The organism is Actinomadura graeca, assembly GCF_019175365.1.
GTDB lineage: Bacteria > Actinomycetota > Actinomycetes > Streptosporangiales > Streptosporangiaceae > Spirillospora > Spirillospora graeca.
Genome location: NZ_CP059572.1, coordinates 3974298 through 3989824 on the forward strand (window position 1 = coordinate 3974298; position 15527 = coordinate 3989824).

Sequence of the window (15527 nt, forward strand, 5' to 3'; positions counted from 1 at the left end):
TAGCGGGAATCCAGCCGATCCGGCCGCCAAGGGATCGGGGTCGCGGACAGTGCCGTCCTCTCACCGAGAACCACCGCGATGCTCCCCCCTGAGGACGGAGGAGGTAATGGGCGGTCAAGGAGACTGGGCCACGGCGTCATGGCGCAAGAGCAAGAGATCCGGCTCAGATGACCCACCCGGTGGAGGATGCGTCTCTCTTGCGGCCTCCGCCTCGTGCGGTGCCATCAGGGACACCAGGAACCCCTGCGGAACGATGATCATTATTCGCAAGGCCGCCTTGCGCAGGATGCTGGACGAGATCAAGAACGGCGTCTTCGACCTGCCGTGATGCGGCCTGTCACCGGTTGGAGGCGCGGCGGCCGCTGTTGCCGCCCGTGACGTCCACCGCGGAATCCGCGCCTCCGCTCCCGTCGGCTCAGCCCTCGAAGGCGTCGGCCTTCACGGCGCCGATGAACGCGCGCCAGGAGTTCATGGACAACGACAGCCGCGGACCCTCAGGGTCCTTCGAATCGCGGATGGCCCGGGTGACGCCGATCGACGCCACTTCCACGCACACCCCGAGGTCGGGGTCGCTGCTCCGGCTGCTCTTCCTCCAGACGGGCGTGGACGCACTGGGATGACTCATGCCTCACTTCTCCCTGTGTCGAATTCCGGCGCCACAGGGAAGTGCGCACGGCCCATGCCCAGTGGCGCATGGGCAGGGCCATTCTATCGCACGATGAAGAATTCTTCAGCCATTCTCTTCCATCATCTCGCAGAGCCCCCTTTATATCCTGACCCTTACGCACAAAGTGTTCTTTAATAGACTCCAACGGAAAAGGTCTAGACCGTCCGATAAGGTGATGATTCCTTTCAGCGAACTGACGCGGGGCCGCCGACGCTGGGTGTTGGCGGTGGGCGGCATGAGGGGCGGGCGGTGCCTGCGCGGCCATCTTCGTCCGCCATGTGGACACACTATGTAGTCAGTCGTGTGCATTGAGTAGTTCTACCTGGACGGCGAGACTTCTACTGCCCGTCACGGATCGGAAGGAGTCACCTGTCATGCGCCACATCCCCCGCCTCGTCGGTTCCCTGGCCGTGGCCGCCATCGCGGTCACCGGTCTGATGTCGAACCCCGCCGCCCACGCCGACACCCCCGCTGGAGAGGCCGCCGCGCCCGCCGTCGTCGCCGGCAGCCTGTACGCCTGGAGGGGCGAGCCCATCGGACCACCCGATCAGATCTTCGAGGGCTTCGATTGCCAGGCCACCAACTACCGGTTCAGTCACTGGCAGGTGGTCAGCGAGGGACCCCCCGAGCTGTGGATGGCCTTCGCCGACCCCGGCTGTGAAGAGCCCATCGGCTTCTTCCGGTCCCGGGGTGAACCGGAGACCCGCTTCGGCGTCGGCTCCGTTCAGCGGTGGCGCTGACCGGTCCGGCCCGCACGACCCGGGCCCCGGCCGGCCTGCACACGCGGGATGCCGGGGCTTCGGCCTGTCCTGCGCCTGCGTATACATCGCGGTCACGGATCCGGCCGTCGGAGGGCGGCGGTCTGGGCTATTCGGAGTCGGTGGCTTTACCGGCGGGTCGGTGTGCGGCCTCGAATGGGTGAATCCGACCCCGCGCGGAGTGGGGGCATCGGGTCAGAGAAGGCCGATCTCGGCGGCATGGACGACGGCCTCGACCCGGTTGCGTGCGCCGAGCTTCTCCAGCGTCCGCTGGAAATAGGTCTTCACCGTGTTGCTGGCCAGTCCGGTGACCCGGGCTATCTCGGCGTTGGTCTCGCCCATGGCGACGCGGCGCAGTATCTCGAATTCGCGGTCGGTCAGGCCGTGCTTCCTCAGATCGCGGACCAGGGCGGTGCGGTCCTTCGCGGGGGCGGTCCGGGCGACGTCCTCGCCACGGGCCACGCGATCGAGAACCTCCAGCAGGTAGGCGGGGTCGGCGTCCTTGGGGACGAGGCCGTCGGCGCTGTCGACGACCGCCGCGTCCACCCTGGCCCGGGCACAGAAGATGATCACTTTGATCCCGGGGGCGTTCGCGCGCACGTCCTGGATCACCTTGACGGCGAGCGGGTCCGGGAGGCGCAGGTCGAGCAGGACGGCGTCCGGGCGGTGGGACTTCACCGCGGTGACCGCCTCCTGCCCGGTCCTGACGTAGCCGACCACCATGAGCCACTGGGTGGTGGCGGCCGCGCTGGAGACACCGGCGTAGACGATGGGATGACTGTCGACGACAAGAAGGCGCAGGGCCTCCCGGAGGCCGCTCTTCTTCATGAATCTCCCCGACTTCCCTGTTCCAAGGTGCGTCTCTGGTGACGGTCGTGCCAGCGGACGATCGGTGAGGTTTCGTTGAGCACTGCCTGCTCCTTTCGAGTAAGCAACATACCTGTTTAGTCGCGTTCCGCCCATTCTGTCCCGTTCTATCGGTTCATCCTGTCGTGGGATCGGTGCACCGAGCAGGGACTGTGGTTGTGGCGGCGCCCCTCCGACGCGGACGGGGCGCGCGGTAATGCGGGGCACGGAGGGGCGGAACCGGTCAGGAGGTCGACTGGTGATCATTTTCTCGCCGTTTCCGTCTCAACAGTCAAAAGAGGGGCGGCACTCCCTGTTGATCAATGCTGCTCGGACGGCCGGGCCACCGCCTTGTCACGTTTCATTCATCGGCGTCTCTCTAGAGGTACGTTTGTCGATTGACCCGCCCTTGGCCGGTTGTGGCCGACGATCGGCGGGCGGTTCCGGAGCGTGACGGGCTTTCGTCTCCATTCGGAGAGATCCGTTCGGCGTCTCCGCTGTCGGATTCTTTCCGCAGGCGCCTTCTTCTTAGGCTGGCCTCGCGGATCGGAATTCTGCTGAGGAGACATCAGCCTATGAAGACGCAATGCGAGCTTCTGGTTCCGCACATGTCGCAGTACCGGGATTTCGATGACCGCGGCGAGACCCGGTACCTGCCCTACCTGATGTACTTCCATCGCACGGACTACCGGTCTGCCGTCATCAACACCGATCGGCTCGGTTTCCGCGTCGCCCGCGGGGCGGAGGGATCGGGTTCGGTCGCCACGGCCCCGGCGCGCGGTCGGGTGCGGCTGGTCGCGGGGAGTTCGGCGGCGCTCGGGGTGGGGGCGACCAGTGACGCGACGACCGTCCCGTCGCGGTTGTGGACCCGGTACGCGCCGTCGACGCCCTGGCTCAACTTCGGGGGACGCAGTCACTCGTCCATGCAGGAGCTGATCCTGCTGCTCTCCTACCGGCACCTGCTGCCCGAAGTCGACGAGATCGTCATCCTCTCGGGCTTCAACGACCTCGCGACCAGCCGGTTGCCCAAGTGGCAGGTCGGCGACAACGGCGCGTACTTCTTCTGCGGTGATTTCTTCGAGGCGATGGAGCGATTGCGGAGAAGGGACCGGGGGCGGGGAAGGCGCCGCAGAGAGCGGCGCGGTGAACGCGTCTCACCGCATACCGCCGCGGCCGCCCGAGATCCCGCGGAGATCGTCGCCACGGCCCTCGACCTGACCTCCCGCCATCTGGAGGGCTACCGGTCGCTGGCCGGCCCGGCGACGCGGATCTCCTACGTCCTCCAGCCGCTGGCCCCCTGGATCCGCGATGAGCCCGCACCGCAGGAACGGCTTCTCTTCGACGAACTGGACGGCATGTCCCGGCAGGGGACGTTCACCGAGATGTTCGGCCAGATCGCCACGCGGGAAGTATGGAGTCTCTATTCAGAAGGTCTTCGCGTCGCGTGCGAGAAGCAGGACGTGAGTTTCGTCGACCTCAATTCCCTCCTCGCGGAGGAGGCCCCGAAGGACAGTTGGATCTTCGTTGACCGTGCACACTGCACCGACGCCGGGTACGACCTGATTTCTCGCATCATCGCCCGGCAGCTGAACCTGTCGTGACCGCTGTAGCTGATTGGAGAGGCCAATGGGAGCGCGCGTGCGCAAAGTGATCAAAAACCTCCGAAGGCGTCGGCGTAAGAGCAAGAACGACGCGTCGATCTACCCCATGTTCTGACTCCTGCACGGGAAGGCAATGGCGCACACCGGCCGGAGGGCGAAAGGATGCAACGCACACCAGCAAAGGCCGTCCCGAGCAGCGCGGGAGAAAGCGCTGCCCGGACGCTCTACGTCACCGCCGCCGATCCCGAGGGCGCGGTTCCAGGAACGGGGCTCTGCGACGACCTCCGTGCGGAAATGCGCCGGTTCGAGGGCCTGGACGGGCCCGGGGACGCGAATGGGGCACAGCCCTGGCACAGCGGCACGGGCCGATCCCGCGACCTCGATGACCTCCAGCGCGCGGTGCGGTCCTGGGCGGAGACCGCGGAGCAGCGCCATCTCCTGCTGTACGAGGAGGCGGACACCGGGACGAGGCAGGTGCTGGCGCGGCGGGCGGCCCTCGGCTGCGCGCCGCTCGCGCTGGTGTCGGGTGCCTGGCTGCAATGGCTGACCGGCCCGGCGAACGCCGATTCCGGCGTCGCCCTGCGGATCCTGGCGCTGTACGCCTCCGACGTCGGTGTCGGCCGCCCCCGCGGTTCCCGGGGGGACGCGTATCTCACCGTGCTGCGCCGGTTGTCGCTGTCCGAGCACGCCGTGCCGGCCGAGCGGCTCGCGAACGACCCGCGGGTGGCGGACGCGGCCTTCCACGTGCCCGCCGTGCTGCTGGCCATGAGCCGCCGTCCCGACGTCTTCGACGCGGAGATCCTCGGCGCCGACCTCTGCCTGCGGGCGGCCGGGCGTCCACCGGCGCTCGGCGTGGTGAGGCGTGCGGTGCCGGACGCGGACTGGGACGCGCTCGACCCCGGCGCGGCCCGCCATGAGGACGGGCCCCGTGACCTCGACCGCTGCCGCGCCGCCGTCGCGGCGCTGCTCGCGGAGTCCACCGCCGACCGGGTGCTCCAGGGCTTCGGCTGGGCTTTCGCAGCCCTGCGCTGGTGGGACGGTGCGCTGTTCGAGGAGCTCACCGCGTCCTGCGATCCCGCCCACGAGATGGCGGAGCTGCTGCGCCTGAGGGCGCGGGAGGGCGCGGTCTACCACCGCGACTTCCGGCTCGACGGCAGATCACTCTCGGACTGGCTGGCCGAGTGCCGGGACGATCCCGGACCGCTGCTCTCCGCGCTGGCCGCCAGCCGCCTGATCAAGCGGGGACGCTCCGCGGACAGCCCGCTGGTCAACGGCCTGGTCGGGGAGCGCGGCCGCATGTTCCGGGTGTTCTCGCCGGACGACCTGACGGTGATCCGGCGCTGGATCGACGCCCTCCCCCGCCCGGAGACGGCCGGGACCGCAGGCGGAGTCCCGGCCGGGACCGCAAACGGAGCCTCAGCCGGGACCGCAGGCGGAAGCCCGCGCGGGAACGGCGCCACCGGCGCGGAGCCGCTCGTCCTCAGGACGCCCCACGCCACCGAGGACGACTCCGGAGGGCGGGCGCCCGAGACGCTCCGCGCGGCCTACCACCGGTTGCAGACGCGCGCGGGCGACCCGGCTCTGGCCCGGTACGCCTTCGGCTACGTCCACGGCTGGCTGGCCCGCTCGCGCCACGGAATCGGTCACGGGGACCTGCCGCTGCCGGAGCGCTGGACGCCGGACGGGCTGCGGCCCTGGCTCGTCGAGCAGCACGACGAGCACGGCCTCCGCTTCGAGCAGAACACCGGCGCCCCGGTCCCGTCCCGGCGGGAACTGATCGACTCGACCGTGCAGCTGGCACCGCTGACCCTGATCGACGGCGGGTGGCTGCAGGGCTTCACCGACTACGGGCACGCGTCGTCCGAGGTCGGGCATTTCCTGTTCGAGACGTACTGGGACGAGCTCGGGAACGGCGAGCCGCGGCTGAACCACCCGCTGATCTACCGGGAGGTCCTCGCGGAGATGGGCGTCCGGCTGCCTCCGACGGGGTCGGAGGAGTTCGCGCGGTGGCCCGGGTTCGAGGACCGCTCGTTCGAGCTGCCGGTCTACTGGCTGTGCATCGGCCGGTTCCCGCGCACGTTCCTGCCGGAGGTGCTGGGGCTGAACCTGGCGATGGAGCTGTCCGGCGTGGGCGGCACGTACCGGCAGGCCAGGATCGCGCTGAAGAGCCACGGGTTCAGCACCCGGTTCGTCGACATCCACAACACCATCGACAACGTCGCCAGCGGCCACTCGGCCTGGGCCGCCGACGCCGTGGACACCTACATGGCGGGTCTGCCCGCCCTCGAAGGCCCCGGGGCCCGGACGGCGGCGTGGGAGCGCGTCCGCACCGGCTACCGGTCGCTCAATCCGCCGTCCGGCCGCCGTGCCCGCCGGGCTGCCCGGCGTGCCCGCACGAAGGGGCGTTCCCATGCCTGACCTGGTCCTCGGACTGTCCGCCTTCTACCACGACAGTGCCGCCGCCCTCGTGGCGGACGGCGTCCCGATCGCGGCGGCGCAGGAGGAGCGGTTCAGCCGCCGCCGCCACGACTCGGCCTTCCCGGCGAACGCGGTGCGGTACTGCCTGCGCGAGGCGGGCGCCGTCCTGGACGATGTCGGCGCGATCGCCTACTACGAGGACCCGAGGCTCAAGTTCGGCCGGGTCATGGCGACCTTCGCGGGCGCCGCGCCCTTCGGTTTCGCGGCGTTCCGCGATGTCTTCCCGACGTGGCCGTCCTGGAAGCTGCGCATGGCGAGGACGGTCGAGCGGCGGCTCGGGGACCTCGGCATGGGCCGGGCGCCCGGGATCGTGATCCGGCGCCATCACGAGTCGCACGCTGCATCGGCGTTCTACCCCGGTCCGTACGAGTCCGCGGCCGTCCTCTGCGTCGACGGTGTGGGCGAATGGGCCACGACGACCATCTGGCACGGGCAGGGCGACCGGCTGGAAAGCCTCGCCGAACTGCGTTTCCCGCACTCGCTCGGGATGCTGTACTCCGCCTTCACCTACTTCTGCGGCTTCAAGGTCGACTCCGGCGAATACAAGCTGATGGGACTGGCGCCCTACGGGACACCCCGGTACGCGCCACTGATCCGGGAGAAGCTGATCGACCTCAAGGCGGACGGCTCGTTCCGCCTCGACCTGCGGTACTTCGAGTTCCTGCGCGGGCAGGTCATGACCGGCCGGGCCTTCGAGCGGCTCTTCGGCGGCCCGCGGCGGGTGCCCGAGGGGCCGCTCACCGAGCGCGAGTTCGACCTCGCGGCGTCCGTGCAGCAGGTCACCGAGGACGCGGTCATGCTCCTGGCGCGCACCGCCCGCCGCCTCACCGGCGAGTCGCGCCTGTGCATGGCCGGCGGCGTGGCGCTGAACTGCGTCGCCAACGGCAAGGTCGCCCGGGACGAGGGGCTCGATGAGCTGTGGGTGCAGCCCGCCGCCGGGGACGCGGGCGGGGCGCTCGGCGCCGCGCTCGCGGTCGCCCTGGAACGGGGGGCGTCCCGCACCGACCTGGGCACAGGCCGGGACGCGATGTCCGGGTCGCTGCTCGGCCCCTCCTACGGTGACGAGGAGGTCGGCGCCTACCTCGACGCGGCGGGCATCCCGTACACGCGTCCGGGCCCGGACGCGCTGGTCCGGCGCGTGGCCGGCGAGCTCGCCGCCGGAAGGATCGTCGGCTGGCATCAGGGACGGATGGAGTTCGGCCCCCGCGCGCTGGGCGCCCGCTCGATCCTCGGGGATCCGCGCGACGCCGCCATGCAGTCCACGATGAACCTGAAGATCAAGTTCAGGGAGTCGTTCCGGCCGTTCGCCCCGTCGGTGCTCGCCTCCGACGCCAAGGACTACTTCGAGCTGGGGCAGGAGAGCCCGTACATGCTCCTGGTCGCCGACGTCGCGCCCGCGCACCGGGTGGCGGCCGACACCGGCGGGGTCACCGGCCTGGACCTGCTGCGGGTGCGGCGCTCCACCATCCCCGCGGTGACCCACGTCGACTCGTCGGCGCGGGTGCAGACCGTCACCGAGGACGCCGGGCCCGTGTACCACCGGCTGCTCACGGCGTTCAAGGAGGCGACCGGCTGCCCGGTGCTGGTGAACACCTCGTTCAACGTGCGCGGCGAGCCGATCGTGAACACGCCGCAGGAGGCGTACGCCTGCTTCATGCGCACCGACATCGACCTGCTGGTCATCGGCGGCTTCCTGCTCGACAAGGCGGACCAGCCGGCGTGGCGGGAACAGGACGACTGGCGCTCGGAGATCCCCCCGGACTGACGGCGAACGGCCCCGTTTCCCACCGAGAAAGGTGCCCACCGTGCGCACTGTGCCGCTCTTCCTCGCCTACTACTTCGTCCTCACCCCGTACGGCCTGGCACGGCGGGTGATACGCGACCCCCTGGCCCGCAGGCCCGACCGGCGCGCCGCGTCCTACTGGACGTTCACCGCTCCAGCGAGGTCCTCCGGGACGGCGAACGATCCGGGCCGGGTGTGAGACGTGCCCGCACCCGGCGCGACCACGGCGTCCGAGACACCCGCGGTGCTCCTTCTAGAAGACGGCCGCGCCTTCCACGGCCGGTCCTACGGCGCGGTCGGCGCGACCGTCGGCGAGGCCGTCTTCGCCACGGGGACCACCGGCTACCAGGAGACCCTCACCGACCCCTCCTACCACCGGCAGGTCGTCGTGATGACCGCACCGCACATCGGCAACACCGGCGTCAACGACGAGGACGGGGAGTCCCGGCGCATCTGGGTCGCCGGGTACGTCGTGCGCGATCCCGCCCGGACGCCCTCCAGCTGGCGCTCCCGCCGCCCGCTGGAGGAGGAGCTCGCGGGGCAGGGCGTCGTCGGGATACGGGGGGTGGACACCCGCGCCGTCACCCGCCATCTGCGCGAGCACGGCGCGATGCGGGCAGGCGTGTTCTCCGGCCACGCCCTCGCCCGCTCCTCCGGCCACGCCGGCATGGACGCGCTGCTGCGCACGGTCCGCCGCGCACCGCGGATGGCGGGGGCGGATCTGTCCCACGAGGTCACCACCGTCCGGCCCTACATCGTCCCCGCGGTGGGCCCACGGCGTTCCACCGTGGTCGCGGTCGATCTCGGCATCAAGGCGATGACGCCCGCGCTGATGGCGGAACGCGGCATGGACGTGCACGTCCTGCCGTCCACCTGCGACGTTGACGACGTCTACGCCCGCGAACCCGACGGGGTGTTCTTCTCCAACGGCCCCGGCGATCCGGCCGCGATGGACGCGCACGTCGCCCTGCTGTGCGATGTCCTCGCCAAGGGCACTCCCTTCTTCGGCATTTGCCTGGGGCACGAGCTGCTCGGACGGGCCCTGGGATTCCCGACGTACAAGCTCGGGTACGGCCATCGCGGCATCAACCAGCCGGTGCGGGACCGCGGCACCGGAAGGGTGGAGATCACCGCGCACAACCACGGGTTCGCGGTGCGGGCGCCGGCCGACCGGGTCCCGGTGACCGCGTACGGCCGGGTCGAGGTCACCCACGTCTGCCTGAACGACGGCGTGGTCGAGGGGCTCCGCTGCCTGGACCTGCCCGCGTCCGGCGTCCAGTACCACCCCGAGGCCGCGGCCGGGCCGCACGACGCCTCCTACCTGTTCGACAGGTTCGCCGAGCTCATGAGCGGCACGGCGGGCCGGTCGCGGTCCACGACCGCAAGCCGGGAGACCGATCATGCCCAAGCGTTCTGACATCGAGTCCGTGCTGGTCATCGGCGCGGGACCGATCGTGATCGGCCAGGCGTGCGAGTTCGACTACTCGGGCACCCAGGCGTGCCGGGTGCTGCGCGAGGAGGGGCTGCGCGTCGTCCTGGTGAACTCCAACCCCGCGACGATCATGACGGATCCGGAGTTCGCCGACGCCACCTACGTGGAGCCGATCACCCTGGAGTACGTCGAGAAGGTCATCGCCCGGGAGCGGCCGGACGTGCTGCTGCCCACCCTCGGCGGCCAGACCGCGCTCAACACGGCGGTGGCCCTGTCCGAGGCGGGGATCCTGGACGAGTACGGGGTCGAGCTCATCGGCGCGGACATCGACGCGATCTCCGCGGCGGAGGACCGGGAGCGGTTCAAGGGGATCGTCGCGTCGATCGGGGCGGAGTCGGCCCGCTCCACGATCTGCCGTTCGGCCGACGACTGCGCGGCCGGGGTGGCGGGGCTCGGCGGCTACCCCGTGGTGGTCCGGCCGTCCTTCACCATGGGCGGCGCAGGGTCGGGGCTGGTCCGCGACGAGGCCGAGCTCCGCGCCGTCGCGGGCGCCGGCCTGCGGCTCTCACCCGCGGGCGAGGTGCTGCTGGAGGAGTCGCTCCTCGGCTGGAAGGAGTTCGAGCTGGAGCTCATGCGCGACCGGAACGACAACGTGGTCGTGGTGTGCTCGATCGAGAACCTCGACCCGATGGGCGTGCACACCGGCGACTCGATCACCGTCGCGCCCGCGCTGACGCTGACCGACCGCGAGTACCAGCACATGCGGGACGTGGGCATCGCGGCGATCCGCGCCGTCGGCGTCGACACCGGCGGCTGCAACATCCAGTTCGCCGTGCACCCGGGGACGGGACGCGTGATCGTCATCGAGATGAACCCGCGCGTATCGCGGTCGTCGGCGCTGGCGTCCAAGGCCACCGGCTTCCCCATCGCCAAGATCGCCGCGAAGCTCGCCATCGGGTACACCCTGGACGAGATCCCCAACGACGTCACCCGGCGGACCCCGGCGTCCTTCGAGCCCGTGCTCGACTACGTCGTCGTCAAGGTCCCGCGGTTCGCCTTCGAGAAGTTCCCGCACGCGGACCCGGTCCTCACCACGACGATGAAGTCGATCGGCGAGGCGATGTCCCTCGGCCGCAACTTCCCCGAGGCGCTGCAGAAGGCGCTGCGGTCGCTCGAACGGGACCCCGCCGGGTTCGACTTCGCGCCCGGCCTCCGCGCGCCCGGCGACGCCGAGGCGCTGGTGGCCGAGGCCGCCGTGCCGTCCGAGCACCGGATCCACACGGTCATGGCCGCCCTGCGGTCCGGTGCGACGGTCGCCCGGCTGGCCGGGGCGACCGGCATCGACCCGTGGTTCCTCGACCAGATGACCCTCATCGGCGAGATCGCCGACGAGCTCGCCGCCGCGGCCGAGCCGGGCCGGGAGCTGCTGCGGCACGCCAAGAGGCACGGCTTCTCCGACGCGCAGATCGCGCGGATCCGGTCGACGGACGAGGAGACCGTCCGCCGCGTCCGCCATTCCCTGGGCATCCGGCCCGTGTACAAGACCGTCGACACCTGCGCCGCCGAGTTCGAGGCGTCCACTCCGTACCACTACTCCTCCTACGACGAGGAGACCGAGGTCGCGCCGCGCGAGCGGACCGCCGTGATCATCCTCGGGTCCGGGCCGAACCGCATCGGGCAGGGCATCGAGTTCGACTACTCCTGCGTCCACGCCTCCTTCGCGCTTCGCTCGGCGGGCTACGAGACCGTCATGGTCAACTGCAACCCCGAGACGGTGTCGACCGACTACAGCACCTCCGACCGGCTCTACTTCGAGCCGCTGACGCTGGAGGACGTTCTCGAGGTCGTGGACGCCGAGCGGCGGGCGGGCCCGCTGGCCGGTGTGGTCATCCAGTTCGGCGGGCAGACGCCGCTGAACCTGGCACGAGGGCTGGCGGACGCCGGTGTCACGATCCTCGGCACCGGTCCCGAGGCGATCCACCTGACCGAGGACCGCGGGGCGTTCGGCCGGATCCTGCGGGAGGCGGGGCTGCCCGCGCCCGAGCACGGGACCGCGGCCACCCTCCCCGAGGCGGAGGCGGTCGCGGAGCGGATCGGCTTCCCCGTCCTGGTGCGGCCCTCCTACGTGCTCGGCGGGCGCGGTATGCAGGTGGTGCCCGACCGGGCGGCCCTGGCGGCCTACCTGGACCGGAGCGCCGGGCTGGTCTCCGAGCACCCGGTGCTGATCGACCGGTTCCTCGCCGGCGCGATCGAGATCGACGTGGACGCGCTGTACGACGGCGGGGAACTGTACATGGGCGGGGTCATGGAGCACGTCGAGGAGGCGGGCGTCCACTCCGGCGACTCGGCCTGCGCGCTGCCGCCGATCACCCTCGACCGCCTGGACGTCGCGCGGCTGCGGTCCTCGACGGAGGCGATCGCGCACGCGGTGGGCGTGCGCGGGTTGATCAACATCCAGTTCGCGCTCGCCGACGGCGTCCTGTACGTGCTGGAGGCCAACCCGCGCGCCTCGCGGACCGTGCCGTTCGTGGCGAAGGCCACGGCGGTGCCGCTGACGAAGGCGGCGGCCCGGATCGGGCTCGGGACGGGCATCGCGCGGCTGCGCGCCGAGGGCCTGCTCCCGGCCGAGGGGGACGGCGCGGAGCTCCCGCCGGAAGCCCCGTGCGCGGTCAAGGAGGCGGTGCTGCCGTGGGACCGGTTCCGCAGGCCGGACGGCCGGCCCGTGGACGTGGCGCTGGGGCCGGAGATGCGCTCGACCGGGGAGGTCATGGGCATCGGGACCGGGTTCGGCGACGCCTTCGCCAGGTCCCAGGCGGCGGCGGGGGCCGCGCTGCCGGCCACCGGCCGTGTCTTCGTGGCGGCCGCGGGACGGGACCGGCGCTCGGTCGTGTTCCCGGTCAAGCGGCTCGCCGAGCTCGGCTTCGAGATCCTCGCGGCCGAGGACACCGCCGGCCTGCTGCGCCGCGCCGGCGTCCCGGCGGCGCCCGAGCCGGCGGCGGAGCGGCTCGTCCTCGCGGGCGGGATCGACCTGGTCGTGGACACCGCGGGCGCGGACTCCCACCGGGTGCGGGCCGCCGCGGTGTCCGCGGGGCGCCCGTGCATCACCACGGTCGCGGCGCTCGGCGCCGCCGTCCAGGCCATCGAGGCGCTCGGCTGGAAGCAGGGCGAGGTGCGCTCCCTCCAGGAGTACGCGGCGGACGCCCGCGCCCACGCGGCCACCGGGCACTCCACCGCACTCCTGAGATGACGCCCGGCCCGCACGCCACCGAGGGGCCCGGCGGGACCGCGGCCCCTCGGCCGGAGACATGATGTCCCCTCTTGAGATGGTCGTGGTCGCGCTCGCCGGGGTGTTCGCCGGCGGCATCAACACCGTCGTCGGATCCGGCACGCTGGTGGCTTTCCCCGCGCTGCTCGCTGTGGGCTACCCGCCGGTCGTCGCGAACGTCTCCAACAGCCTCGGCCTGGCACCCGGCTCGCTGAGCGGCGCCTACGGCTACCGCGACGAGCTGCGCGGCCAGCATGGGAGGGTGCGGCGGCTCCTGCCCGCCTCGCTCGCCGGCGCGGTCACCGGCGCGTCGCTGCTGCTGGTCCTGCCAGCGGACGCCTTCTCGGCGATCGTGCCCGTGCTCATCCTCGTCGCGCTGGTGCTGGTGGCGGCCCAGCCCTTCCTGGTCCGCCGGCTCGCCTCGCGGCCGGAGCGGCGGCACGAGCACGGCGGCCTCCTCCTGTGGACGGGCGTGCTCCTGGGCGGCGTCTACGGCGGCTACTTCGGAGCCGCGCAGGGCGTGCTCCTGCTCGGGCTGATGGGCGTGCTCGTCCCCGAGGAACGCCTCCAGCGGATGAACGCCCTGAAGAACCTGCTCGTCGCGATGGTCAACCTGACGGCCGGGATCGTCTTCGTCTTCGTGGCGCACGTGGCCTGGACCGCGGTGCTGCTGCTCGGGGCGGGGTCGGTGGTCGGCGGCCAGATCGGCGCGCGGGTCGGGCGCAGGCTGCCGCCGGCCGCCCTCCGGGCGGTCATCGTGGTCGTCGGCGTCGCCGCCGTCGTGAAGCTGAACCTCTGAGCGGGCCGCCTTCCCGGAGCGCCCGCCGGCGCGAGGGTGGACTTCTCACGCCGGCGGGCACGAGGACGCTCTTCCCGGGTGCCTGGGGATGGCGGGAAGAGGGAGCGCCGGTTACCCAATGCCGCGAACGCTCCGGGTCCGGGGTACCGGACGTCCACGATGCGCGGGAGGTGCGCTGGAACGGCCGTTGTCCGGGCCCGTCTCGCGGGGACATCGTCACCCGCGCGGCCCCGTGACCGGTACTTCCACTCCGCCATAGCGCCGGGCTCTGGGTCCTACGTGGGGCGGTCGAGTGTCCGGGGACGCGCGTCGGGGTGGTCGGCGAGCCAGGGCAGGGTGGCGACGTGGCGCCGGATGACGGCGTCGTACAGCTCGTGGTGTGTGCGGTGAAGGACGTCGATCTCGGCGTTCGTGATGGTGGCCGTGCGCCAGCGGATGACGCGGTAGGCGTCGGTGGCGTGCCCGTCGAGGGCGACGACGGTGATCCCCTCGGCGGGCTTCCAGGTGGGCGCGGCGAGGGCGATCGCCAGCCCGGCCGCGATGAAGCCGATGATGCCGCTCATCTCCATGTCGGCGTGGCGGAAGCGGGGCGTGAACCCGGCGTCCTCGCACGCGGCGCGCAGCATGGCGGTGCCCCCGTCGTCGCCTCCCTGCGGGGGGATCCAGGTCTCATCGGCGAGATCGGCCAGGCGGACGCGGCCCCGGGCGGCGAGCGGGTGCCCGGACGGCAGCGCGACCCCGCAGGGCTCGACCGTGATCAGGCGCTCGGCGGTGCCGGGCGGGCACGGCGGCGCGTGCGGGCTGGCGGGGCGTCCCATGAGGACCACGTCGACCTGGTCCTTGGCGAGGAGGTGGGTGAGGACGGCGCCGGAGTAGTCCAGGCTGGTGGTGACGGTGCGGTGCGGCAGCCCGGCCTCCAGCAGGCGCAGCCAGCGCCCGAGCAGGATGTGGGAGTGGGTGCCGAGCCTGAGGCCGGTGCGGGTGCCGCTGCCGGGCAGGGTCGCGAGCAGGTCGTCCATGTCGGTCAGCACCCCGCGGGCGCGCGCCACGACGTGCCGGCCGAGCGCGGTGAGGGCGATGCCGTGGCGGCTGCGGACGAACAGCGGCCCGCCGAACGCCTTCTCCATCCGGAGGAGCTGCTTGCTGAGCGTGGGCTGGGAGACGCCCAGGCTCGCCGCGGCGCGCGTGATGCTCCCCGTCTCGGCGAGCTGGCTGATCACGCGCAGGTGGCGTATTTCAACGTGCATGGCGTGAAGTTATGCATGCGTGGCAGGGTTCGCAAGGGCCCGGCGCTGTCAATCTCGCTTTTATGAAGAATGGCGGCCGAACAAGAAACTTTCCTATTAATTGGCCACTCGGGGCCGGAGACCCCACATCGGCGCAGGCCATTCGGCCGATGGCCGCCATTCCGCGCCCGAGAATTGTCGAAGATCACGCTTCGGGCGGGCGGATTTCTTCGGCGGCGGCACGGCGCGCCGGCGTGCGCCCGTATGCTCCGGGCACGCCAGAACTGCCCACTCTGCCCGGCGTTGAACGGCGGCCGCCGTCCGGACGTACTGGGCCACCAAGGACCTTCTACGCCCCCTGGATCAACATTGAAAAACTCTCCTATTCGCGCAATGGAAACATTCATCACCCTCGGTTAACCTTCCTTGGTCATGCGCACGAGAGGTGGAATACGACATCCCAGGCCGGTGGGCCTGGGGTTGTGCATTCTGCTGTCCCTGGCGGTTTTTCTCGCCTACGGGGTCCCGTGCACGCCCCTCGGGGACTGTCATGGCGAGCACATCCCGTCGGCGGCCGCGGAGGCCGTCCCGGTACCGAGCGCCTGTGACACCGACACCTCCGTGCCCGCACTGGTGCTGCATCACGAGAAATGCCATGAGGCGCCCCCCGAC

Annotated in this window: 12 protein-coding genes; 9 read left to right on the plus strand and 3 right to left on the minus strand. The window is 71.3% G+C overall.

The window, feature by feature from the left end:
• Positions 1–106 precede the first annotated feature (106 nt).
• A complete protein-coding gene (locus AGRA3207_RS40240; protein ID WP_420830892.1) occupies positions 107–328 on the plus strand; it encodes a DUF397 domain-containing protein in 222 nt (73 codons plus the stop codon).
• An 87-nt stretch (positions 329–415) separates the two neighbouring features.
• On the opposite strand, the gene AGRA3207_RS17400 is transcribed toward AGRA3207_RS40240, so the two are convergent.
• Complete coding sequence (locus tag AGRA3207_RS17400; protein WP_231335710.1) at positions 416–625, minus strand: DUF397 domain-containing protein; 210 nt, start codon at positions 623–625, stop codon at positions 416–418.
• Between the two features lie 416 nt (positions 626–1041).
• On the opposite strand from AGRA3207_RS17400, the gene AGRA3207_RS17405 reads away from it, so the two are divergent.
• Complete coding sequence (locus tag AGRA3207_RS17405; RefSeq protein WP_231335711.1) at positions 1042–1407, plus strand: hypothetical protein; 366 nt, start codon at positions 1042–1044, stop codon at positions 1405–1407.
• Positions 1408–1620: 213 nt separating this feature from the next.
• Here AGRA3207_RS17405 and AGRA3207_RS17410 read toward each other — a convergent pair whose 3' ends face one another.
• On the minus strand, positions 1621–2253 hold the full coding sequence (locus AGRA3207_RS17410; RefSeq protein WP_231335712.1) for a LuxR C-terminal-related transcriptional regulator: 633 nt from the start codon (positions 2251–2253) through the stop codon (positions 1621–1623).
• 416 nt (positions 2254–2669) lie between these two features.
• Between AGRA3207_RS17410 and AGRA3207_RS17415 the strand changes: the two genes are divergently transcribed.
• From AGRA3207_RS17415 to AGRA3207_RS17445, 7 genes are all read left to right on the plus strand, one after another.
• A complete protein-coding gene (locus tag AGRA3207_RS17415; protein WP_231335714.1) occupies positions 2670–3872 on the plus strand; it encodes a hypothetical protein in 1203 nt (400 codons plus the stop codon).
• Positions 3873–4034: 162 nt separating this feature from the next.
• Positions 4035–6290, plus strand: coding sequence for an iron-containing redox enzyme family protein (locus tag AGRA3207_RS17420; protein WP_231335715.1), 2256 nt, complete (start codon positions 4035–4037; stop codon positions 6288–6290).
• Positions 6283–8115: a carbamoyltransferase family protein gene (locus AGRA3207_RS17425; protein WP_231335716.1), complete on the plus strand. Its 1833-nt coding sequence runs from the start codon at positions 6283–6285 to the stop codon at positions 8113–8115. Before AGRA3207_RS17420 ends, AGRA3207_RS17425 begins: the two co-directional genes overlap by 8 nt.
• A gap of 40 nt (positions 8116–8155) precedes the next feature.
• The gene (locus tag AGRA3207_RS17430; RefSeq protein WP_231335717.1) at positions 8156–8332 is read left to right on the plus strand and encodes a hypothetical protein; all 177 of its coding nucleotides are present in this window, start codon (positions 8156–8158) and stop codon (positions 8330–8332) included.
• Positions 8333–8335: 3 nt separating this feature from the next.
• A complete protein-coding gene (gene carA, locus AGRA3207_RS17435) occupies positions 8336–9550 on the plus strand; it encodes a glutamine-hydrolyzing carbamoyl-phosphate synthase small subunit (RefSeq protein WP_231335718.1) in 1215 nt (404 codons plus the stop codon).
• The gene (carB, locus tag AGRA3207_RS17440) at positions 9534–12812 is read left to right on the plus strand and encodes a carbamoyl-phosphate synthase large subunit (protein ID WP_231335719.1); all 3279 of its coding nucleotides are present in this window, start codon (positions 9534–9536) and stop codon (positions 12810–12812) included. Before carA ends, carB begins: the two co-directional genes overlap by 17 nt.
• 61 nt (positions 12813–12873) lie before the next feature.
• Positions 12874–13629: a sulfite exporter TauE/SafE family protein gene (locus AGRA3207_RS17445; RefSeq protein ID WP_231335720.1), complete on the plus strand. Its 756-nt coding sequence runs from the start codon at positions 12874–12876 to the stop codon at positions 13627–13629.
• Positions 13630–13904: 275 nt separating this feature from the next.
• Here the strand turns inward: AGRA3207_RS17445 and AGRA3207_RS17450 are convergent, their stop codons facing one another.
• Positions 13905–14876, minus strand: coding sequence for a LysR family transcriptional regulator (locus AGRA3207_RS17450; RefSeq protein WP_231335722.1), 972 nt, complete (start codon positions 14874–14876; stop codon positions 13905–13907).
• Positions 14877–15527: the final 651 nt, after the last annotated feature.

Bases quoted from the DNA above. Each gene is read 5' to 3' on its own strand.
- AGRA3207_RS40240 (WP_420830892.1), top strand. From the start codon at position 107: ATGGGCGGTCAAGGAGACTGGGCCACGGCGTCATGGCGCAAGAGCAAG.
- AGRA3207_RS17400 (WP_231335710.1), bottom strand. From the start codon at position 625: ATGAGTCATCCCAGTGCGTCCACGCCCGTCTGGAGGAAGAGCAGCCGG.
- AGRA3207_RS17405 (WP_231335711.1), top strand. From the start codon at position 1,042: ATGCGCCACATCCCCCGCCTCGTCGGTTCCCTGGCCGTGGCCGCCATC.
- AGRA3207_RS17410 (WP_231335712.1), bottom strand. From the start codon at position 2,253: ATGAAGAAGAGCGGCCTCCGGGAGGCCCTGCGCCTTCTTGTCGTCGAC.
- AGRA3207_RS17420 (WP_231335715.1), top strand. From the start codon at position 4,035: ATGCAACGCACACCAGCAAAGGCCGTCCCGAGCAGCGCGGGAGAAAGC.
- AGRA3207_RS17425 (WP_231335716.1), top strand. From the start codon at position 6,283: ATGCCTGACCTGGTCCTCGGACTGTCCGCCTTCTACCACGACAGTGCC.
- carB (WP_231335719.1), top strand. From the start codon at position 9,534: ATGCCCAAGCGTTCTGACATCGAGTCCGTGCTGGTCATCGGCGCGGGA.
- AGRA3207_RS17445 (WP_231335720.1), top strand. From the start codon at position 12,874: ATGTCCCCTCTTGAGATGGTCGTGGTCGCGCTCGCCGGGGTGTTCGCC.
- AGRA3207_RS17450 (WP_231335722.1), bottom strand. From the start codon at position 14,876: ATGCACGTTGAAATACGCCACCTGCGCGTGATCAGCCAGCTCGCCGAG.